Here is a 19912-nt window from a genome sequence, read left to right on the forward strand (position 1 = left end):
TATCCACATTCGGGACGGGGGACGGTCGTTACGTATGGCCAGGGACTTCCAACGCGGCCACAAGGCCAAGATCAGTGACCTCACAGCGGGGACGGATCTGTACGTAGGCGTGCAGATCGGCGGTCCCGGGCTGACCTTCGACATCAGCTGCTTCGGCCTCGACGCGAACGAGCAGCTGACCGACGACCGGTATTTCATCTTCTTCAACCAGCCCAAGTCGCCCGAGGAGTCGATGCAGCTCCTGGGTCCGCAGGCCGGTGACACAGAGTCGTTCCGCGTCACCCTCGACCGCATCCCGCAGCACATCCAGAAGCTGTCCTTCACCGCCACGATCGACGGCGCGGGACAGATGTCGCAGGCGGGCCCCGGGTACGTCCGGATCGTCGCGGGCGGCGAGGAGGTCGCCCGGTACTCCTTCAACGGCTCGGAGTTCACCACCGAGCGCGCGGTGATGCTCGGCGACTTCTACCTCAAGGACGTGTGGCGCTTCGCCGCCGTCGGGCAGGGTTTCGACGGCGGTCTGGAAGCGCTGCTGAAGAACTTCGGCGGCGAGGTCGCCGAGGAGGAGCAGCCCGCCGCCCCGGCCCCGCAGCAGGGCGCCACCCCCGGATTCGCCCCGCCCGCCCAGGCCGGAGTGCCGCCGCAGCCCGCCCCGTCCTTCGGCGCCCCGGCCCAGCAGCACGCACCGCAGGCCCCCGCGCCCCAGGCCCCGGCACCCCAGGCCCCCGCGCCGCAGCCCCCCGCGCCCCAGCCCCCGGCCCCCGCCGTCCCGTCGGTGCACGCCGCGCAGACCATAGCGGCACCGCTGCACCCGCAGGGCCAGCAGCCCTACGGCCAGCCGCCGCACGCACCGCAGGCACCCCAGCCGCCCCAGCAGTTCGGCCAGGTCCCCGGACAGCAGAGCCAGGGCGGCCAGTACGGCTACCCGCCGGCCGCCCCGGCCCCGGCTCCGCCCGCCCCCGGCCCGTACGGCCAGCCGCAGCACCACCAGCCCTACGGCCAGCAGCCGCCGCACGGCCAGCAGCCCTACGGTCAGCAGCAGCCCGGGATGCCCCCGCCCGGCATGGGCCAGCCCGGAATGCCGCCGCAGGGCATGGCGCCGCAGCCGGCCGCCCCCGGTCTCCAGGCAGCCCTGCAGAAGTACCGCGAGACCCCCACCGGCCAGCGCTGGACCCCGCAGAACGAGCAGCTCATGCGGGTCGACCTCGGCAACAACGGCACCCCCGTCCTCGCCCGCCAGGGCAGCATGGTGATGTACCAGGGCAAGGTCGACTTCAGCTACAAGGGCGCCGGGTTCAAGGGCCGCGTGATCGGCAACGCCACCGGCCAGGAGATGCAGCTGATGCGCTGTACCGGCCAGGGCCAGGTCTTCTTCGCCGAGAACGCCTCCCACCTGCACCCCATCGAGCTCCAGGGCGACGGCATCTGCGTCTCCGCCGAGAACGTCCTCGCGTTCGACGAGACCCTCCAGCACGAGGTCCGCCGCATCGAGGGCCACGGCATCCCCGGCGGCGCGCTCTTCACGATGATGTTCCACGGCACCGGCACCGTCGTGGTGAAGACCCAGGGCGTCCCCGTGGTCCTGCCGGTCACCCCCACCACCTTCGCCGACAGCAACGCCATCGTGGCCTGGTCCGCGGCGTCGCAGGTGATCCTCTCCAGCCAGGTCAGGCTGCGCCGCCAGGCGTTCCCCGGGCACAGCGGAGAGACCGTGAACCTCCAGTTCCGGGGAGCCCCCGGGAACTTCATCGTCGTCCAGCCGTACGAGGTCTGAGGGAGCCCGAAGATATGAACCAGCAGCTCGCGGGCTACGCCCCGACACCCGTGGCGGCCCGTATGGAGAACCACGGCCGCTCCATGGTCAAGATCGCCATGGTCACCGGCCAGGACGTGTACGCGCGCACCGGCTCGATGGTCGCCTACGAGGGCTTCGTCCAGTACGAGCCCAACCCGCCGGCGGTCCGCCAGATCGCCTCGCAGTGGATCACCGGCGAGGGCGCGCCCGTCATGAAGTGCTCCGGCGACGGCCTGCTCTACCTCGCCGACTACGGCGCGGACGTCGTGGTGATCAACCTCAACAACGACTCCCTCTCCGTCAACGGCACCAACCTCCTGGCCTTCGACGCCTCCCTCCAGTGGGGCGTCGAGCGGGTCAAGGGCCTGGCCAAGTTCGCGGGCCAGGGCCTGTGGAACGTCAAGGTCTCCGGCTCCGGCTGGGTCGCGCTCACCTCGCGCGGCACCCCGATCGTGGTCGACTGCGGACGCGGCGAGGACGAGACGTACGTCGACCCCGACGCCCTGGTCGCCTGGTCCCCGAACCTCAAGGTCAAGGGCAAGCGCAGCTTCAAGGCGTCCTCGCTGATCGGCCGGGGCAGCGGCGAGGCCTACCAGATGGCGTTCTCCGGCGAGGGCATCGTCGTCGTCCAGCCGAGCGAGGACAGCTCGGACCGCCTGCGGATCAGGCACTGAGGGGGATACGGAACATCATGCAGAGCCCGCTTTTCGGCTACACGGAACAGCAGTCCACCGAGCGCTACACCGCGCAGAACCCGCAGCTGCTGCGGGTCGCCCTCACCGGCCACGACGACGTCCTCGCCCGCAAGGGCAGCATGGTCGCCTACCAGGGGCTGATGGAGTTCGACGGCGAGTACGTCTCGCAGCAGCAGCAGCGCGCCCGCGCCAACACCGGCGAGGGCCTGGACCTGATGCGCTGCTCCGGGCAGGGCACCGTCTTCCTCGCCAACCTCGCCCAGTACATCCACGTGGTGGACGTCGACCAGGACGGCCTCACCGTCGACAGCAGCTACGTGCTGGCGCTCGACTCCGCACTGCACACCGAGGTCGTCGCGGTGGACAGCCAGTACGGGATCTCCGGCTCCGGCAAGTACCAGATGAACATCTCCGGCCGCGGCAAGGTCGCCCTGATGACCTCGGGACAGCCGCTGATGATGCAGGTCACGCCCGACCGCTACATCAGCTGCGACGCGGACGCGGTGGTCGCCTGGTCGGCGTCGCTGCGGGTGCAGATGCAGGCCCAGACGCACTCGGCGGGCGTACGCCGCCGGCGCGGCAGCACCGGTGAGGGCTGGGAGCTGAGCTTCCTCGGCCAGGGCATCGTGCTGGTCCAGCCAAGCGAGGTCATGCCGCCGCAGAACGCGGTGATCGGCCAGGGCATGGCCGCCCAGTACGGCATGGGCCAGCAGGGCGCCCACGGCCAGAACCAGAACAACGCCTGGAACTGATACGCGGACAAGAAGTAAGGGGCGGCCTCCAGGAGGCCGCCCCTTACTCATGGGATCGCGCCGCAAGCGCTACAGCGCCGCGCGCGCCCGCTCCACCAGCCGTACGACCGACTCGTCGGCGACCGCCGCGACCTCGTCGTAGCCGAACCAGCGCAGGTCGTCCGACTCGTCGCTGATCGCCTCGACGGCACCGGCCGGGGCCAGTGCCACGTACTGGAGATCCAGGTGCCAGTGGCACGGTGCCGGAATCGGGTGCCGGTCCAGGCGCACCGGACCGCCCGGCAGCAGGGTCAGACCGGGGATCCCGGACTCCTCGGTGGCCTCCCGCAGCGCCGCCTCCGCGACCGTGGTGTCACCCGGCTCGCAGTGACCGCCCATCTGGAGCCACATCTTCAGCTTCTTGTGCAGCGTCAGCAGCACCCGCCCGCGCTCCGGGTCCACCACCAGCGCGCTGGCCGTGAGGTGGCCGGCGTGGCACGCCTTCCACATCCCGTCCGGGTGCGCCGCGAGGTGGTCCAGGTACTGCTGGCGCAGCTCGGCCTGGTCCTCGTACCCCTTGAGGACGAGGACCGCGTCGTCGTGCAGGGTCACTTGGCGCCGTCACCCTTCCCGTCGGAGTCCTCGTCGCCCGCGTCGTCCTTCGTCAGGTTCGGCTTCTCGCCCGACGCGGAGCCGGACGCGGAGCCGGTCGCGCCGCCCGCCGCCTCGCCGAGCATCTTGTCCAGCTCGGAGAAGTCCATCTGCTCGCGGTGCACGAACCCGTCCGGGTCGTCCAGGTCAGCCGCCGTCGGCAGCATGTCCGGGTGCTCCCACAGCCCGTCGCGGCCCTCGTGACCCCGCGCGTCGGTGAGCGAGGCCCACAGGCGGGCGGCGTCCCGCAGCCGGCGCGGACGCAGCTGCATGCCCACCAGCGTCGCGAAGGTCTGCTCGGCCGGACCGCCGGAGGCCCGCCGCCTGCGCAGCGTCTCGCGCAGCGCGTCGGCCGAGGTCAGCCGGGGCTTCGCGGCCTCGTGCACGACCGCGTCCACCCAGCCCTCGACCAGCGCCAGCGCCGTCTCCAGACGGGCCAGGGCGGCCTTCTGTGCCGGGGTGTCCTCCGGCTGGAACATGCCCTGCTGGAGCGCCTCCTGCAGCTGCTCGGGGTTGGACGGGTCGAGCCCGCCGACCGCCTCCTCCAGCTTCGAGGTGTCCACGGTGATCCCGCGCGCATAGCCCTCGACCGCACCGAACAGGTGCGAGCGCAGCCACGGCACGTGGGCGAAGAGCCGCTGGTGGGCGGCCTCGCGCAGGGCCAGGTACAGCCGGATCTCGTTCTTGTCGACGCCCAGGTCCTTGCCGAACGCGTCCACATTCAGCGGCAGGAGCGCGGCCTTGCCTGCCGGCCCCAGCGGCAGACCGATGTCCGTGGACCCGGTCACCTCACCCGCCAGCACACCGATGGCCTGCCCGATCTGCTGGCCGAACATGGCGCCGCCCATCGAGCGCATCATGCCGATCAGCGGGCCCGCCATGGCCTGCATCTCCTTGGGCATCACATCGCCCATGGCCGCGCCGACCCGCTCCGCGACCGGGTCCACCAGCTGCTGCCACGCGGGCAGCGTCGCCTCGACCCACTCGGCCCGGCTCCACGCCACGGCGGTGGTCGCGCCCGAGGGCAGCGAGGTCACGTCGTCCAGCCAGTGGTCGGCCAGGCGCACGGCCTCCTCGACCGCGGACCGCTCGCCGGGGCTCACGCTGGCGTCCTTGGTGCCGTCGGAGGTGCCCTGGGCGACGGTCTGCCGGGCGATGTCCTTGGCCATGTCCCAGTTCACGGGACCGCCCTCGTAGCTCAGCATCTGGCCGAGCTGCTGGAAGGCGGCACCCAGGTCGTTCGGGTTCATGGAGCCGAACATGGCGGCGAAGGGATTGTCACCGCCCATCCCGCCCATGCCGGGCAGTCCGCCGAACCCGAAGGGGTTCTGCGGATCACCGGAACCCTGCCCACCACCGGCAGGGTCCTTCTTCTTGCCGTCGCCGTCCTCCGGCTCCTCCGGCGGAAGGCCGAATCCGAATGGGGTGTCACTCACGGGTTTCCTCGGCTCGTAGGGCCGCCGGCTCGTGCCGACGGCGGCTGCCCGACATCACCACCCAGCGTAGACACCACAACCGGATTCCGGTCTCGGTGCTCCGCCGACCCGGGGCCTGCGGCAGGATGGACGCCACCTGGTCCGTACGCGCCAACTCGCGTACGTACTGAAGACAACCGCTGGAGACGCCCGGTGAGTTCCCCAGATCCCAAGGTTCGAGCAACAGATTCAGAGGTTCGCGCAGCGCGAAACCGTTCAACCCCCGCCACCCGCGGCCCGGTCGTCGCGGTCACCGGTGCCGCGTCCGGTGTCGGCGCCCTGCTGACCGCGCGGCTCGCCGCCTGCGAGGAGATCAAGCAGGTCGTCGCGATCGACGAGCGGCGCGGCGAGAGCGCCGAGGTGCAGTGGCACATCCTCGACGTCCGCGACCCGGCCATCGCCGAGAAGCTGCGCGGCGCCGACGTCGTCGTCCACCTCGCCCTGGACCTCGACCTGGAGACCGACCCGGCCGCCCGCACGGCGTACAACGTGCGCGGCACCCAGACGGTCCTCACCGCGGCCGCCGCCGCGGGGGTGCACCGGGTCGTGCTGTGCACCTCCGCCATGGTCTACGGCGCCCTCCCGGACAACGACATCCCGCTCTCCGAGGACGCCGAACTGCGCGCCACCGCGGAGGCCACCGGGGTCGGCGACCTGCTGGAGGTCGAGCGCCTGGGCCGCCGTGCCCCGCGCGCCCACCCCGGCCTCAACGTCACCGTGGTCCGCCCCGCGGTCCTCGTCGGCGGCACGGACACCGCCCTCACCCGCTACTTCGAGTCGCCGCGCCTGCTGGTCGCCGCCGGATCCCGCCCGACCTGGCAGTTCTGCCACGTCGAGGACCTGGTCAGCGCCCTGGAGTACGCCGTCCTGGAGAAGGTCGAGGGCGAACTGGCGGTCGGCTGCGACGGCTGGCTGGAGCAGGAGGAGGTCGAGGAACTCAGCGGCATCCGCCGGATGGAACTGCCCTCCGCCGTCGCGCTCGGCGCCGCCGCCCGGCTGCACCGCATCGGCCTCACCCCGTCCCCGGCGGGCGACCTCGCGTACACGATGCACCCCTGGGTGGTCAGCGTCTCGCGGCTGCACGACGCGGGCTGGCGGCCCCGCTGGACCAACGAGGAGGTGCTCGCCCAGCTCCTGGAGGAGGTGGCGGGCCGGCACACCGTCGCGGGCCGCCGACTCGGCCGCAAGGACGCCACGGCGGCCGGTGCCGCCGGTGCGACGGTCGCCCTGCTCGGTACGGCGGCACTGGTGCGCCGCGCCCGCAAGGCCCGCCGCCGCATCTGAGGGGGCACCCGCCGGGCGCGCCCGCGCCTGGGCTCCGGTACGGCTCCCGCCGGGCGGCGCCCGCGCCTGGCTCCGGCGCGTCTCCCGCAGCCCAGCTGTAGGAGGCCACAGGCGCCACGCGCGCGTGCCGGTGGATAGCTCTATTCCGCGTTGTCGTTCCGGTGCGGCACGATGGGCACATGGCAGGCACCTCCAGCACCCCCGCGTCCACCGACCCGTCCACCCACCCGGGCGAACGGGCGGCGCAGGATCCGATCCGGCTGCTCGCGATCCGCGACACCCCGCTCTCCCTGGACGAGGTGTTCCGGGCCGCGGGCGACGACGCGGCGGGCGGCACCGCCCTGTTCGTCGGCACCGTGCGCAACCACGACGGGGGCGCCGACGTCGACGCGCTGGGCTACTCCTGCCACCCGAGCGCGGAGGCCGAGATGCGCCGGGTGGCCGAGCAGGTCGTCGCGAAGTTCCCGGTGCGGGCGCTGGCCGCCGTCCACCGGGTGGGCGACCTCGCGGTGGGGGACCTGGCGGTCGTGGTGGCCGTCTCCTGCCCGCACCGCGCCGAGGCCTTCGACGCCTGCCGGATGCTGATCGACAACCTCAAGCACGAGGTGCCGATCTGGAAGCACCAGACGTTCTCGGACGGTACCGAGGAGTGGGTCGGGGCCTGTTAGCAAGCCCCCCGCCGGGCAATTGTCCTGGGCAAACGCCCGCGAACACGGCTCATTGACACCGCACCGATTTGCGTAACCCGACCCCTGGCCCGAGCGTTGAAGCAGCCGATAGTTAATCTGCTGATCGGCTGGCTGCGATCGTCCGGATTGTTCAGCGGTCGCTCACTGGGTCGGGAGGTCGGAATGGCTGCACTTGCCTGGCTGTTGATTCCGCTTTTTGCGGCCGTCGGCGCTGCGATATGGGGTAGTTGGGCTGCCCGCAATCGCACCACCGGCGATGTCGCCGAGCTCGCCGGCTACGAGAAGTTCCGCGAAGCCATGCAGAAGTCCCACTCCGGTTCCGACGCCGCCTGACGGGGGCTCCCGGAGCGCGGGAACCCGTACGAGAGAGCGCCCGAGCCCCGTACGGACCGGCCCCAGCGGTGCACGTCCGGGCCCGTCCCGTACTGTCGTTCCATGCCACGCCGCACTGCGACGATGCTCGCCTCCACCCTCGTTCTGATCGCACTTCTCTGCGCGGGCGTCCTCATCAAAGTGCCCTACTCGGAGATGTCCCCGGGCCCGACGGTGAACACCCTCGGCGAGGCCGGTGGCGAACCGGTCCTGCAGATCTCCGGCCACAAGACGTACCCGACGACCGGTCACCTCAACATGACCACGGTCCGCGTCACCGGCGCCGACTACTCCATGAACCTCGTCGAGGCGGTCGCCGGCTGGCTGGCGCACGACAGCGTCGTCGTCCCGCACGACACGCTCTACCCGGACGGCAAGACCGAGGAGGAGTCCTCGCAGGAGAACGCCGAGGAGTTCAGCCAGTCCCAGGAGAGCGCCAAGGTCGCCGCCCTCAAGGCGCTGAAGCTCCCCGTCGCCACCCGCGTGGTCGTGGCGAGCGTCGTCAAGGACAGTCCCGCCGAGGGCAGGCTGCACGCCGGCGACGTCATCAAGGAGGTCGACGGCAAGAAGGTCACCGAGCCGGGCGACGTCTCCCAGCTGGTCACCCGGCGCAAGCCCGGCGAGAAGGTCGTCTTCACCGTCGTGCCCGCCAAGGACGCGGCCGCCGCGGAGAAGGCCCACAAGGACCCCACCACCTCGGAGAAGGTCTCCGTCACCACGAAGCGGGCCGAGGACAACGGCCGGGCGATCGTCGGCATCCAGGCCGGGACCGACCACACCTTCCCGTTCACCATCGACATCAAGCTGGCCGATGTGGGCGGCCCGAGCGCGGGCCTGATGTTCTCGCTCGGCATCGTCGACAAGCTGACCCCGGGCGACATGACGGGCGGCAGGTTCGTCGCCGGCACCGGCACGATCGACGAGAAGGGCAAGGTCGGCCCGATCGGCGGCATCCAGATGAAGCTGGTCGGCGCGCGCAAGGCGGGCGCCGAGTACTTCCTGACCCCCGCCGAGAACTGCGCCACCGCCGCGGCCGACGTCCCGGACGGGCTCACCCTGGTCAAGGTCAACACCATCGACGACGCGCTCAAGTCGATGGAGGGCATCGGCAAGGGAGCCACGGCCGGCCTGCCGAAGTGCGCCAAGGGCTGAGCGTCCCCAGGGTCCGGACGCCGGGGCGGCAGGGGCGGGCGCCCCTCGCCGCCCCGGCGCGGGGGTTACGACTCGAAGGTCGCGGCCAGCGCCTCGGCCAGCCCCGGCACCAGGTCCGGGCCCGTCAGCACCTCGTTCGGCGAGTCCTTCTCGCGCAGCCGGATCGCCGACTCGCGCGCCCCGCCCCGCAGCACCGCCACCGTCATCCGCACTTCCTGGCGGTCCGGGTGCGCGGCGACCCACTTGGTGAGCTGCTTGCCCTTCATGCCCTCCGGCACGGACGCCTCCGCCGACGGCGGCAGCATCAGCCGCTCCACCGTCAGGGCGCAGCCGGCCACCGAGCCGGGCCAGGCGATGGTGCCGAGGAACTCGTCCAGGGCCTTGCCGCGCGGGATCTCCTCCTGCTCGATCGGGGTGAACCCGGCGGCGCTCGCCGCGTCGATGCCGAGCTGCGAGGCGAGCCCCGGTTCCTGCTTGCGCAGCTTCGCCGTGTCGACCAGGGCGAACAGCCGGGCGGGCTTGTCCCAGCCGAGGCCCGACGCGTATTCGTCGATTTCCAGCACGGCCCGGGTGAGCGGGCTCGCGGCCATCGGCGTGCCCGGCGCGGGCATCGAAGGGGTGTGGTCTGAGGGGGAGGAGTTGGACATGGTGAATATCCTGCCTCCTTCGGCCCCCAAAGCGGGAACTGAGTAAAGCTTCAGTAAGTTGCATAGGTACGGCCCTTACGATCGCGGGGCCGGCTCCACCCAGTAACAGACCGCTTTACACCGCAAACAACACAGCGAACTTCGAGGTGCGCACGTTGGCTTTCCAGATGCCGGACCGCGGCGGAGGCCCGACCGGGCCACGGATCAGAGTGGGCCGGCCCTCCCGGCGCGCCCGGACCCTGCTCATGACGTTGGGCGTCCTGGCCGTGCTGGCCATGGCGTTCGTCATGTTCGCGGGGTTCTGGACCGACTGGCTCTGGTATCGATCGGTCAAGTACTCGTCCGTCTTCACCACCACCCTGTGGACCAAGGTCGGCCTGTTCGTCGTCTTCGGTCTGCTCATGGCAGCCGCCGTCGGCGTCAACATCTGGCTGGCGCACCGGCTGCGGCCGCCGCTCAGCGCGATGTCGATGGAGCAGCAGAGCCTCGACCGCTACCGGATGGGGCTCGCGCCGTTCAAGAAGTGGGTGCTGATCGCGATCACCGCCCTCGTCGGGCTGATCGCCGGAGCCTCCGCCTCCGGCCAGTGGCGCACCTGGCTGCTGTCGGTCAACGGAGTGCCCTTCGGGCAGAAGGACCCGCAGTTCGGCCTCGACGTGGCGTTCTACGCGTTCGACCTGCCGTGGTACCGCTTCCTGCTCGGCTTCGGGTTCGCCGCCGCGGTGATCTCGCTGGTCGCCGCCGCCCTGGTGCACTACCTGTACGGCGGACTGCGGCTGACCAGCCCCGGCGCGCGCGCGACCGCCGCCGCCACCGGGCACCTCTCGGTCCTGCTCGGCATTTTCGTCGCCCTGAAGGCCGTCGCGTACTGGCTCGACCGGTACGGGCTCGCGGTGAAGTCCAGTGACTTCAAGGCCACCGGCAACTGGACGGGCCTGCGCTACGTCGACGCCAACGCCTACCTCCCGGCCAAGACGATCCTGTTCTGCATCGCCGTCATCTGCGCCGTGCTGTTCTTCGCGACGCTGTGGCGCCGCACCTGGCAGCTGCCGGTCATCGGCTTCGGCCTGATGGTGCTCTCGGCGATCCTGATCGGCGGGCTCTACCCGGCGATCGTGCAGAAGTTCCAGGTCCAGCCGAACGAGCAGGCCAAGGAAGCGCCGTACATCGAGAAGAACATCGACGCGACGCGCAAGGCGTACGCGATCGACGGCGCCAAGGTCAGCGACTACAAGGGCGGCGGCGAGGGCGGCGACAACGCGAAGCTGCGCAAGGACGCCGACACGGCGGCCAGCTACCGCCTGCTCGACCCGAACGTGGTCTCCCCGACCTTCCGCCAGCTCCAGCAGGAGCGGAAGTACTACCAGTTCCCGCAGACCCTCGACGTGGACCGCTACAACGGTCAGGACACCGTCATCGGCCTGCGCGAGCTGGACCTCAAGGGCATCCCGAAGCGCAACTGGATCAACGACCACTTCACCTACACCCACGGTTACGGCGCGGTCGCGGCCAAGGGCACGTCCGTCAACGCGGACACCGAGGGCGGCCCGAACTTCACCGAGGCCGGCCTGCCCTCCGCGGGCAACCTCGGCACGTACGAGCAGCGGATCTACTACGGCGAGAAGACCGAGCAGTACTCGATCGTCGGCGGCCCGCAGCAGGAGCTCGACTACGAGAAGAACGGCGAGCCCACCAAGACCACCTCGTACAAGGGCAACAGCGGCGTCAACCTCTCCAACCCGCTGAACCGCGCGGCCTACGCCGTCGCCTTCAGCGAGCCGCAGATCCTGTACTCCGGTGCCATCGGCGAGGGCTCGCGGATCCTCTACAACCGCACGCCCAAGCAGCGCGTCGAGGCGGTCGCCCCCTGGCTGACCATCGACGGCGACGCCTACCCGGCGATCATCGGCGACCGGATCCAGTGGATCGTCGACGCCTACACCACGACCAACGGCTACCCGTACGCGTCGCGCACGACGCTCGGCGACACCACGACGGACTCGTTGACCAACAACCAGCGCGCCGTGGTCGCCCAGCAGAACCAGGTCAACTACATCCGCAACTCGGTGAAGGCGACCGTCGACGCGTACGACGGCTCGGTCAAGCTCTACGAGTGGGACGAGAAGGACCCGGTCCTCAAGACCTGGAAGAGCGCGTTCCCGGGCACGGTCGAGGACAAGACCAAGATCCCGCCGAAGCTGATGGAACACCTGCGCTACCCGCAGGACATGTTCAAGGTCCAGCGCGAGCTGCTCACCCGCTACCACGTCGAGGACCCCGCCACGTTCTACGCGGGCTCCGACGCCTGGCAGGTCCCGGACGACCCGACGACCGACGCCAAGGGTGCGGTGCCGCCGTACTACCTGAGCCTGAAGATGCCCGGGGACACGGCGCAGAAGTTCTCCCTGACGACGACCTTCACACCCAACGGACGCCCCAACCTCGGGGGGTTCATGGCGGTCGACGCCGATGCCGCGAGCAAGAGCTACGGCACGATAAAGCTGCTGAGGGTGACGCAGGACGTCCCGGGGCCGCAGCAGGTGCAGAACCGGCTCAACTCCAACTCCGACGTCGCGGAGTTCGTCCGCAACATGAAGGGCGCCAACTCGGACATCGAGTACGGCAACCTGCTGACGATCCCGCTCAACGACGGGTTCCTGTACGTCGAGCCGGTGTACGCACAGGGCAACAACGCCCAGTACCCGCTGCTGAAGAGGGTCGCCGTGTCGTACGGCAAGGAGACCGTCTTCAAGAACTCCCTGACGGAGGCGCTCAACGCGGTCTTCGGCGACAAGGGAGCGGAGACGCCACCGGACCAGGGCGACGGCACCACCAAGCCCCCGGCGACCGGCTCGGGCGCGCTCCAGAAGGCCATCGCGGACGCCCAGGCGGCGTACGAGGAGGGCGAGAAGGCGCTCGCCAAGCAGGACTGGGCGGCCTACGGCAAGGCCCAGGACAAGCTGCAGGAGGCCCTGCAGCGGGCGGCGGACGCGGAGAAGGCCGCCCCGCCGGCCAAGCAGGACTCGAAGACCCCGAAGGATCCGAAGGCCACGCCTGATCCCAAGGAGTCGACGGACCCCGCGAAGAACGAGTAGCCGCAGGTCACAGCGGCAGTTCCGGCAAGTGTCGCGGAACTGCCGCAGCCCGCGTCGTGGTACGGTTGCCCGACAACGACGCGGGGTGGAGCAGCTCGGTAGCTCGCTGGGCTCATAACCCAGAGGTCGCAGGTTCAAATCCTGTCCCCGCTACTGAAGACGAGGGCCCGGATCCATTGAGGATCCGGGCCCTCGTCGTGTGCGAGGGGCGGCCCTCGCAGGATGTCCCGACACCGAATGTGTTTGACTTGTCGCCCTGTGGGCATGTCGACAAAACGCTGTAGTGACCTCAAGGGCTGCGGTATACCAGGTGTACCGGGGTTGCGGGTGGTGCGACGATGAAAACTATGGGGGACAGGGCAACTCTGTTGGAGACGGGGCAGGTTGAGACAGGGCACACCGAACCGGGCCGGCCGGAACTGAGAAGGACCGACGACGGCACCGACACCGCCACGGCGGAGGACGAGGCACGCCACCGGATCGCCGCCGCGGCGGGCGACGCCGAGTCCATGAGCGTCCTCGGCTCCCTGCTGCTGCGCCGCGGCGACCTCGACGGCGCCGAGCCCTTCCTGCGCGCCGCCACCGCGGAGGGCGACCGGGCCGCCGCCAACAACCTCGGAGTCCTGCTGCACCAGCGCGGCTACGCGGAGGAGGCCGCCGGCTGGTGGCGCGTCGCCGCCGTGGCCGGATCCGCCCCCGCCGCCCACGCCCTGGGCCGCCACTACCGCGAGCGCGGCGACGAGCCAGCCGCCGAGTACTGGCTGCGCCAGTCCGCCGAGCACGGCCACGCCCTGGGCGCCTACGCCCTCGCCGACCTGCTGGAGCACCGCGGCGACGTCGGCGCCGAGCGCTGGCTGCGCGCCGCCGCCGAGCAGGGCCACCGCGAGGCCGCGTACCGCCTCGCCCGCCTCCTGGACCGCAGGGCGGGCACCCCCACCGGCGGCGGAGCCGCCGCCGACGTCGCCAGCCGGCGCGGCATCACCTGGGACACCGACCCGCGCATGCTGCACACCGACCCCGCGGCCACCGGCGAGAAGCCCCCGGAGCTGGAGGCCGAGCAGTGGTACCGGCAGGCCGCCGCGCGCGGCCACCGCCGTGCCGCCCTGCACCTCGGCGTCATCCTGGAGGCCCGCGGCGAGCTCAAGGAGGCCGGGCGCTGGTACCTGACCTCCGCCAAGGACGGCGAACCGCGCGCGGCCTGCGCGCTCGGCTTCCTGCTGCGGGACGCGGGCGACGAGGAGAGCGCCGCCGTCTGGTGGCTGCGCGCCGCCCAGGACGGCGACGGGAACGCGGCGAACGCGCTGGGCGCCCAGCACGCCGCCCGCGGCGAGCAGCAGACCGCCGAGCGCTGGTACCGGGCCGCCCTGGACGCCGGGGACATCAACGGGGCCTACAACCTCGGGCTGCTCTGCGCCGCCCAGGGGCGCACCCCGCAGGCCGAGCAGTGGTACCGGCGCGCCGCCTACGCCGGCCACCGGGAGGCCGCCAACGCCCTGGCCATCCTGCTGCTCCAGGGCGGCGACCCCTCCGGCGCCGAGCCCTGGTTCTCCAAGGCGGCCGAGGCGGGCAGCGTCGACGCCGCCTTCAACCTCGGGATCCTGTACGCGGGCCGCGGGGACGAGGAGGGCGCGCTGGAGTGGTACGAGCGGGCCGCCGCCGCCGGGCACACCGAAGCGGCGCTCCAGGTCGGCATCGCGCTGCTGCGCGAGGGTGACGAGGGCGACGCGGAGATCCACCTGCGGCGGGCCGCCGGCGGCGGCAGCTCCGAAGGAGCCTTCCGGCTCGGCATGCTGCTCGACTCCCGGCAGCCGCCGCCCGGACCGCCCGTCCTCGGGGAGCCGGTCGACGAGAAGTCCGAGTGCGAGGAGTGGTACGAGCGGGCCGCCGAGCAGGGGCACCGCCGCGCCCAGGTCCGGGTCGGCATGCTGGCGGCCGGGCGGGGCGACATGAAGGGCGCCGCGCGCTGGTACCGGGAGGCGGCCGAGGCGGGCAGCCTCGGCGGGGCCTTCAACCTCGGGCTGCTGCTCGCCCGGGAGGGCCGCGAGCCCGAGGCGCAGCTGTGGTGGACGCGTGCCGCCCACGCCGGGCACGGGCGCGCGGCGCTGCGGCTGGCGCTGCTCGCGGCCCGGCGGGGGGAGCTGGGCGAGGGCGAGCGCTGGTGCGTACGGGCCGTGGAGCTGGGACCCGCGGAGGTCGCGGAGCGCGCGGCCCGGCTGCGGGACGCCTTGCAGCAGGAACTGACGGCGTAGCCGCGGGCGCGGGCGCGGGGCTCCGCGGGGTGCGCCGGGCTATGGATTTGCGCTGGTCGGGGGTGGGGCGTAGGCTTGGGTCTACCGACGCGGGGTGGAGCAGCTCGGTAGCTCGCTGGGCTCATAACCCAGAGGTCGCAGGTTCAAATCCTGTCCCCGCTACTGAAGGCCTGAGGCCCGGAACTCGAAAGAGTTCCGGGCCTCAGGTTTTTTGCGTGCCGGTGCGGGCCGCGCGTGTCTGTGCGTGAGCCGGGTGCGGGTGAGCCGAGTGTGCGTGGGCCGGGCGGTGGGGCCGCCCGGCCGGTGCCGGGTGCGGGTGCTACGCGCAGTTGGGGCAGATGCCCCGGTAGGTGACCTCGACGTCGGAGATGGTGAAGCCGAAGCGCTCCGTGTCCGGGAGGTCGGTCAGGGGGTTGCCCGCCGGGTGCACGTCGCGGATGGCGCCGCAGCGGGCGCACACCAGGTGCTGGTGGGGGCGGTGCGCGTTCGGGTCGTACCGCTTGGCGCGGCGGTCCGTGGAGACCTCGATGACCTCGCCGAGGGAGACCATCTCGCCCAGCGTGTTGTACACCGTCGCGCGGGAGATCTCCGGCAGCTTGGCGACGGCACGCGCGTGCACTTCGTCGGCGGTCAGGTGCATGTGGTCCCCGTCGAGGACCTCGGCCACGACGCGACGCTGTGCGGTCATGCGCCAGCCACGCCCGCGCAGTCGTTCCAACAGGTCACTCATGCCAACCAGCCTAACAGCGGGGGACCGTAATCCCGAACGGGTGTGAATCTGGATGCTCGCTTGACTTAGACAATGTCCATTGTAGGATCGGAACTGGCGATACGCCAGGGACAGGACATGCGTCGGCAACGGCGCAGCAGCAACGACGCAGGAGGCGCACGTGACGTCGCAGGGACCGCTCACCACCGAGGCCGGCGCGCCGGTCGCCGACAACCAGAACAGCGAGACGGCGGGCATCGGCGGGCCGGTTCTCGTCCAGGACCAGGCACTGCTGGAGAAGCTCGCGCACTTCAACCGCGAGCGCATCCCGGAGCGCGTGGTGCACGCCCGCGGCGCCGGTGCGTACGGCACCTTCACGCTCACCCGCGACGTCTCGCAGTGGACGCGCGCCAAGTTCCTCTCCGAGGTCGGCAAGCAGACCGAGACCTTCCTGCGCTTCTCGACCGTCGCCGGCAACCTCGGCTCCGCCGACGCCGTCCGTGACCCGCGCGGCTTCGCGCTGAAGTTCTACACGGAGGAGGGGAACTACGACCTGGTCGGGAACAACACCCCCGTCTTCTTCATCAAGGACGCCATCAAGTTCCCGGACTTCATCCACACGCAGAAGCGCGACCCCTACACGGGCTCGCAGGAGGCCGACAACGTGTGGGACTTCTGGGGCCTGAGCCCGGAGTCCACCCACCAGGTGACCTGGCTCTTCGGCGACCGCGGCATCCCGGCCACGCTGCGCCACATGAACGGCTACGGCTCGCACACCTACCAGTGGAACAACGCCCAGGGCGAGGTCTTCTGGGTGAAGTACCACTTCAAGACCGACCAGGGCATCAAGAACCTCACCGCCGACGAGGCCGCCAAGCTCGCCGGCGAGGACCCGGACAGCCACCAGCGCGACCTCCGCGAGGCCATCGAGCGCGGCGAGTTCCCGTCCTGGACGGTGCAGGTGCAGATCATGCCGGCTGCCGAGGCGGCGACGTACCGCTTCAACCCGTTCGACCTCACCAAGGTGTGGCCGCACGAGGACTACCCGCCGATCGAGATCGGCAAGCTGGAGCTGAACCGCAACCCGCAGAACATCTTCGCCGAGGTCGAGCAGTCGATCTTCAGCCCCGCGCACTTCGTGCCGGGCATCGGCCCGTCCCCGGACAAGATGCTCCAGGGCCGTCTCTTCGCGTACGGCGACGCCCACCGCTACCGCGTCGGCATCAACGCCGACCACCTGCCGGTGAACCGCCCGCACGCCACCGAGGCGCGCACCAACTCCCGTGACGGCTACCTCTACGACGGCCGCCACAACGGCGCCAAGAACTACGAGCCGAACAGCTTCGGCGGCCCGTTCCAGACGGACAAGCCGCTGTGGCAGCCGGTCGACGTCACCGGTGCGACGGGCAACCACGAGGCCCCGAGCCACGCCGAGGACAACGACTTCGTGCAGGCGGGCAACCTCTACCGTCTGATGTCCGAGGACGAGAAGGGCCGCCTGATCGACAACCTGGCGGGCTTCATCGCGGGCGTCTCGCGCGACGACATCGCCGAGCGCGCGGTCGGCAACTTCCGCCAGGCGGACGGCGACTTCGGCAAGCGCCTGGAGGCCGCGGTCCAGGCCCTGCGCAGCAAGTAGGCACGGCACGGCCGGCGGCTGCCGGCCGGGACGGGCCGAGGCCGGTGTGCCGGACCCCCTCGGGGGCCCGGCACACCGGCCTCTTCGTGGTGCGGTGACGGCAGGGGCCCGGCCCCGCTCCCGGTCAGCCCGCGAGGGAGGCCGGGTGGCGGCGGCTGGGGGCCCAGCAGCGGATGATGTCGCGGACCGAGACGACCCCGACCGCCTCGCCCTGTTCGTCCAGCACGATCAGATGGCGGAAACCGCCGTGCGCCATGGCCTCGGCCGCGTCCTCCAGGGTCCAGGCGGGGGACGCGAAGACGACGTCGGTGGTGGTGTGGGCGCCGGCGGTTTCCAGGTCGGGGTCCTGGCCGGCGCCGATCGAGACGAGCAGGTCGCGCTCGGTGAGGATGCCGAGTCCACTGGTGTCGGTGTCGAGGACGATGGCCGCCCCGACGTGCCGGGTGGACATCAGCCGGGCGGCCTGGCGGAGGGTGTGGGCGGGGCCGATGGTGAGGACCATCGTGCTCATGGCATCGCGTACGAGCATGGACTTGAGCCACCTCCAGGGGGTGAACTCCCCTCTCCGTGCGGACGGTTCGGCTGAGCGGCCCGCGCGAGAAAGGATTCACAAGTTCACAAGTGGGTGAACTTTCAGAGTGGCAGGCCCGCGAGGGGTCAACAAGGGGGAGGTAGAGGCAAGTTGAGGGGCGCGTAAAAGAACGTCACACGCCCCTCAAGTGGCTCAGGTGTCCTGCCGGAGTGCTCAGCGGCCCCGGTTGAGGTAACCGAGCAGGTCCGGGTGGAGCAGGCCGTTGGAGGCCGCCGCGTTGCCGCCGTCGACCCCGGGAACACCGTCCAGGCTGGTGAAACTGCCGCCGGCCTCCTCCACGATGATCGCGTTCGCCGCCATGTCCCACAGCGACAGCTCGGGCTCGGCGCAGATGTCCACGGAGCCCTCGGCGACCATCATGTACGGCCAGAAATCGCCGTAGGCACGGGTCCGCCAGCAGGCCCGGGTCAGGTCCATGAACCCGTCCAGCCGGCCCTGCTCCTCCCAGCCGGTGAGCGAGGAGTACGCGAAGGAGGAGTCGGCCACGCTCTCCACCTTGGAGACCTGGATGCGGCTCGCGGAGGTCAGACTGCGGCCGGTGTACGCGCCCAGGCCCTTCGCGGCCCACCAGCGGCGGCCCAGCGCGGGCGCCGAGACCAGGCCGACCACCGGACGGTAGCCGCCCTCGCCCGCCTCCATGAGGGAGATCAGGGTGGCCCAGACCGGGACGCCGCGCACGTAGTTCTTCGTACCGTCGATGGGGTCGATCACCCAGCGGCGCGGGCCCGTGCCCTGGAGGCCGTACTCCTCGCCGAGGATCGCGTCGCGCGGGCGGGCGCGGTGCAGCTGGCCGCGGATCAGTTCCTCGGCGGCCTTGTCGGCCTCGGTCACCGGGGTCATGTCCGGCTTCGTCTCGACCTTGAGGTCCAGGGCCTTGAACCGGTCCATGGTCTGGGCGTCGGCGCCGTCGGCGAGGACGTGGGCGAGGCGCAGGTCATCGTGATAGTCGGGCATGCACGCCACAGTATCGACCGCGCTCCGGCGGCGGCCATACGGGACCGCGGGCGGCGGGGCGCGGACGCAGGGCGGGGCCGGGCCGCCGCCCCGTGCGGGCACCCTTGACAGTGAGTGACGGGCCGTCAACGCTGGCACCGGGAGGTGACGTCGTGCCCACTGCCCGGGAAGCCCTGTTGGACGCCGCCTATACGTCGCTCGCGGTGCGGCCGTGGTCCGCGGTGCGCATGGTCGACGTTGCCGCCGCGGCCGGGGTGTCCCGGCAGACCCTCTACAACGAGTTCGGCAGCAAGGACGGGCTGGCGCGGGCCCTGGTGCGGCGGGAGGCGGACGGCTTCTTCGCGGGCGTCGACCGGGTGCTCGCGGAGCGGGCCGGTACGGACACCGACCGGCTGGTGGGGGTCGCCGAGTGGATCGTACGGGCGGCCGGGGTGAACCCGCTGGTGCGTGCGCTGCTCTCCGGCTGCTGGCCCGAACAGCTGCCCTCCGGACGCGCGGCGCGCACGGCCCCGGCGCCGGGCGCGGGCGCGGCCCAGCGGCGGGCGGACGGAGGAGTGCCGGGCGTCGGGGACGTGGTGGCGGCCGTCCGGGAGCGGGCGGGGGCGGCGATCGAGGGGGACCGGCCCGTCGAGATGGTGGTGCGGGTGGCGGTCTCCTGGGTGGTGGCACCGGGACCCGACGGCGGCGTCGGGGAGTTCCTGCGCGGCGTGCTGGGGGCCGGGCCGGGCGGCTGACGCGGGCGACCGGTGCGCGGCCCGTGAGGTGCCCAGGTGCCCAGGTGCGTCAGGTGGCGGAGATCCGGTGCGCGGAGCCCCGTACGCCGGGAGTCAGTGCGACGATCCGGAGAGCTGGAGGCCGATCACGCCGATGATCACCAGGGAGATCGAGACCAGCTTCAGGGTCGAGACCACGTCGTCCAGGAAGATCATTCCGTAGATCGCGGTGCCCGCCGCGCCGATACCGGTCCACACCGCGTACGCGGGGCCCACGTCCAGCTTCTTCAGCGACAGGGTCAGCAACCCGAAGCTGCCCAGCGCGAACGCCGCGAAGGCGATCGTCGGCCAGAGTCTGGTGAAACCGTGCGACAGCTTGAGGCAGACGGCGAAGCCGGTTTCCAGGATCCCGGCCACCACCACTAGCAGCCACGCCATTGAATGCCTCCCGTGTCAGCCCGCCTCGGTGA

Annotated in this window: 18 protein-coding genes and 2 tRNA genes; 13 read left to right on the forward strand and 7 right to left on the reverse strand. The window is 71.3% G+C overall.

Annotated elements, in window-relative coordinates; all coding sequences use genetic code 11:
- The first annotated feature begins 34 nt into the window (after positions 1 to 34).
- The 3 genes from ACFYVL_RS13815 to ACFYVL_RS13825 are packed head-to-tail and all read left to right on the forward strand — an operon-like array spanning position 35 to position 3242.
- Positions 35 to 1774 carry a TerD family protein gene (locus tag ACFYVL_RS13815; RefSeq protein ID WP_389244092.1) on the forward strand — a complete coding sequence of 580 codons (1740 nt, stop codon included), beginning with the start codon at positions 35 to 37 and terminating at the stop codon, positions 1772 to 1774.
- A gap of 14 nt (positions 1775 to 1788) precedes the next feature.
- Positions 1789 to 2469 (forward strand): AIM24 family protein, encoded by a 681-nt coding sequence (locus ACFYVL_RS13820; RefSeq protein ID WP_389244094.1) that lies wholly within the window; start codon positions 1789 to 1791, stop codon positions 2467 to 2469.
- Positions 2470 to 2486: 17 nt separating this feature from the next.
- Positions 2487 to 3242 (forward strand): AIM24 family protein, encoded by a 756-nt coding sequence (locus ACFYVL_RS13825; RefSeq protein ID WP_389244096.1) that lies wholly within the window; start codon positions 2487 to 2489, stop codon positions 3240 to 3242.
- Positions 3243 to 3311: 69 nt separating this feature from the next.
- On the opposite strand, the gene ACFYVL_RS13830 is transcribed toward ACFYVL_RS13825, so the two are convergent.
- Entirely contained in the window at positions 3312 to 3833 is a 522-nt protein-coding gene (locus ACFYVL_RS13830) for an NUDIX hydrolase (protein ID WP_389244098.1), read from the reverse strand.
- Positions 3830 to 5308, reverse strand: coding sequence for a zinc-dependent metalloprotease (locus tag ACFYVL_RS13835; protein ID WP_389244101.1), 1479 nt, complete (start codon positions 5306 to 5308; stop codon positions 3830 to 3832). The genes ACFYVL_RS13830 and ACFYVL_RS13835 overlap by 4 nt, the downstream gene beginning before the upstream one ends.
- A gap of 192 nt (positions 5309 to 5500) precedes the next feature.
- On the opposite strand from ACFYVL_RS13835, the gene ACFYVL_RS13840 reads away from it, so the two are divergent.
- The 4 genes from ACFYVL_RS13840 (at position 5501) to ACFYVL_RS13855 (ending at position 8844) form a co-directional block, all read left to right on the forward strand.
- A complete protein-coding gene (locus ACFYVL_RS13840; RefSeq protein WP_389244104.1) occupies positions 5501 to 6631 on the forward strand; it encodes an SDR family oxidoreductase in 1131 nt (376 codons plus the stop codon).
- 179 nt (positions 6632 to 6810) lie between these two features.
- Positions 6811 to 7299 (forward strand): molybdenum cofactor biosynthesis protein MoaE, encoded by a 489-nt coding sequence (locus ACFYVL_RS13845; protein ID WP_389244106.1) that lies wholly within the window; start codon positions 6811 to 6813, stop codon positions 7297 to 7299.
- A 183-nt stretch (positions 7300 to 7482) separates the two neighbouring features.
- Positions 7483 to 7653 (forward strand): hypothetical protein, encoded by a 171-nt coding sequence (locus ACFYVL_RS13850; RefSeq protein ID WP_389244109.1) that lies wholly within the window; start codon positions 7483 to 7485, stop codon positions 7651 to 7653.
- 102 nt (positions 7654 to 7755) lie between these two features.
- Complete coding sequence (locus ACFYVL_RS13855; protein ID WP_389244111.1) at positions 7756 to 8844, forward strand: PDZ domain-containing protein; 1089 nt, start codon at positions 7756 to 7758, stop codon at positions 8842 to 8844.
- 65 nt (positions 8845 to 8909) lie between these two features.
- Here the strand turns inward: ACFYVL_RS13855 and ACFYVL_RS13860 are convergent, their stop codons facing one another.
- Positions 8910 to 9491, reverse strand: a complete 582-nt coding sequence (locus ACFYVL_RS13860; RefSeq protein WP_389244113.1) for a PPA1309 family protein — start codon at positions 9489 to 9491, stop codon at positions 8910 to 8912.
- Positions 9492 to 9658: 167 nt separating this feature from the next.
- Here ACFYVL_RS13860 and ACFYVL_RS13865 point away from each other — a divergent pair, with 167 nt between their 5' ends.
- The 4 genes from ACFYVL_RS13865 (at position 9659) to ACFYVL_RS13880 (ending at position 14997) form a co-directional block, all read left to right on the forward strand.
- Positions 9659 to 12586 carry a UPF0182 family protein gene (locus tag ACFYVL_RS13865; RefSeq protein WP_389244226.1) on the forward strand — a complete coding sequence of 976 codons (2928 nt, stop codon included), beginning with the start codon at positions 9659 to 9661 and terminating at the stop codon, positions 12584 to 12586.
- Positions 12587 to 12665: 79 nt separating this feature from the next.
- A tRNA-Met gene (locus tag ACFYVL_RS13870) sits at positions 12666 to 12739 on the forward strand.
- A 194-nt stretch (positions 12740 to 12933) separates the two neighbouring features.
- Positions 12934 to 14835 (forward strand): tetratricopeptide repeat protein, encoded by a 1902-nt coding sequence (locus ACFYVL_RS13875; RefSeq protein WP_389244115.1) that lies wholly within the window; start codon positions 12934 to 12936, stop codon positions 14833 to 14835.
- A gap of 88 nt (positions 14836 to 14923) precedes the next feature.
- Positions 14924 to 14997 (forward strand) — tRNA-Met (locus ACFYVL_RS13880).
- Positions 14998 to 15154: 157 nt separating this feature from the next.
- Here the strand turns inward: ACFYVL_RS13880 and ACFYVL_RS13885 are convergent.
- Entirely contained in the window at positions 15155 to 15565 is a 411-nt protein-coding gene (locus tag ACFYVL_RS13885; RefSeq protein ID WP_389244117.1) for a Fur family transcriptional regulator, read from the reverse strand.
- 160 nt (positions 15566 to 15725) lie between these two features.
- On the opposite strand from ACFYVL_RS13885, the gene ACFYVL_RS13890 reads away from it, so the two are divergent.
- Positions 15726 to 17183: a catalase gene (locus ACFYVL_RS13890; RefSeq protein ID WP_389244119.1), complete on the forward strand. Its 1458-nt coding sequence runs from the start codon at positions 15726 to 15728 to the stop codon at positions 17181 to 17183.
- Between the two features lie 124 nt (positions 17184 to 17307).
- Here the strand turns inward: ACFYVL_RS13890 and ACFYVL_RS13895 are convergent, their stop codons facing one another.
- Both ACFYVL_RS13895 and hisN read right to left on the reverse strand, forming a co-directional pair.
- Positions 17308 to 17712: a cyclic nucleotide-binding/CBS domain-containing protein gene (locus ACFYVL_RS13895; protein WP_389244121.1), complete on the reverse strand. Its 405-nt coding sequence runs from the start codon at positions 17710 to 17712 to the stop codon at positions 17308 to 17310.
- Positions 17713 to 17928: 216 nt separating this feature from the next.
- Positions 17929 to 18729 (reverse strand): histidinol-phosphatase, encoded by an 801-nt coding sequence (hisN, locus tag ACFYVL_RS13900; protein WP_389244124.1) that lies wholly within the window; start codon positions 18727 to 18729, stop codon positions 17929 to 17931.
- A 152-nt stretch (positions 18730 to 18881) separates the two neighbouring features.
- Here hisN and ACFYVL_RS13905 point away from each other — a divergent pair, with 152 nt between their 5' ends.
- Positions 18882 to 19463, forward strand: coding sequence for a TetR/AcrR family transcriptional regulator (locus ACFYVL_RS13905; RefSeq protein ID WP_389244127.1), 582 nt, complete (start codon positions 18882 to 18884; stop codon positions 19461 to 19463).
- 93 nt (positions 19464 to 19556) lie between these two features.
- On the opposite strand, the gene ACFYVL_RS13910 is transcribed toward ACFYVL_RS13905, so the two are convergent.
- Positions 19557 to 19880, reverse strand: a complete 324-nt coding sequence (locus tag ACFYVL_RS13910) for a DMT family transporter (protein WP_389244129.1) — start codon at positions 19878 to 19880, stop codon at positions 19557 to 19559.
- Positions 19881 to 19912 lie beyond the last annotated feature (32 nt).

The organism is Streptomyces sp. NPDC004111 (assembly GCF_042874215.1).
Taxonomy (GTDB): Bacteria; Actinomycetota; Actinomycetes; order Streptomycetales; family Streptomycetaceae; genus Streptomyces.

Excerpts from the sequence above, each read along its gene's own strand:
- ACFYVL_RS13865 (WP_389244226.1), top strand. The coding sequence starts at position 9,659 with ATGCCGGACCGCGGCGGAGGCCCGACCGGGCCACGGATCAGAGTGGGC.
- hisN (WP_389244124.1), bottom strand. The coding sequence starts at position 18,729 with ATGCCCGACTATCACGATGACCTGCGCCTCGCCCACGTCCTCGCCGAC.
- ACFYVL_RS13860 (WP_389244113.1), bottom strand. The coding sequence starts at position 9,491 with ATGTCCAACTCCTCCCCCTCAGACCACACCCCTTCGATGCCCGCGCCG.
- ACFYVL_RS13825 (WP_389244096.1), top strand. The coding sequence starts at position 2,487 with ATGCAGAGCCCGCTTTTCGGCTACACGGAACAGCAGTCCACCGAGCGC.
- ACFYVL_RS13895 (WP_389244121.1), bottom strand. The coding sequence starts at position 17,712 with ATGCTCGTACGCGATGCCATGAGCACGATGGTCCTCACCATCGGCCCC.
- ACFYVL_RS13815 (WP_389244092.1), top strand. The coding sequence starts at position 35 with ATGGCCAGGGACTTCCAACGCGGCCACAAGGCCAAGATCAGTGACCTC.
- ACFYVL_RS13820 (WP_389244094.1), top strand. The coding sequence starts at position 1,789 with ATGAACCAGCAGCTCGCGGGCTACGCCCCGACACCCGTGGCGGCCCGT.
- ACFYVL_RS13845 (WP_389244106.1), top strand. The coding sequence starts at position 6,811 with ATGGCAGGCACCTCCAGCACCCCCGCGTCCACCGACCCGTCCACCCAC.
- ACFYVL_RS13850 (WP_389244109.1), top strand. The coding sequence starts at position 7,483 with ATGGCTGCACTTGCCTGGCTGTTGATTCCGCTTTTTGCGGCCGTCGGC.
- ACFYVL_RS13855 (WP_389244111.1), top strand. The coding sequence starts at position 7,756 with ATGCCACGCCGCACTGCGACGATGCTCGCCTCCACCCTCGTTCTGATC.
- ACFYVL_RS13910 (WP_389244129.1), bottom strand. The coding sequence starts at position 19,880 with ATGGCGTGGCTGCTAGTGGTGGTGGCCGGGATCCTGGAAACCGGCTTC.
- ACFYVL_RS13875 (WP_389244115.1), top strand. The coding sequence starts at position 12,934 with ATGGGGGACAGGGCAACTCTGTTGGAGACGGGGCAGGTTGAGACAGGG.
- ACFYVL_RS13885 (WP_389244117.1), bottom strand. The coding sequence starts at position 15,565 with ATGAGTGACCTGTTGGAACGACTGCGCGGGCGTGGCTGGCGCATGACC.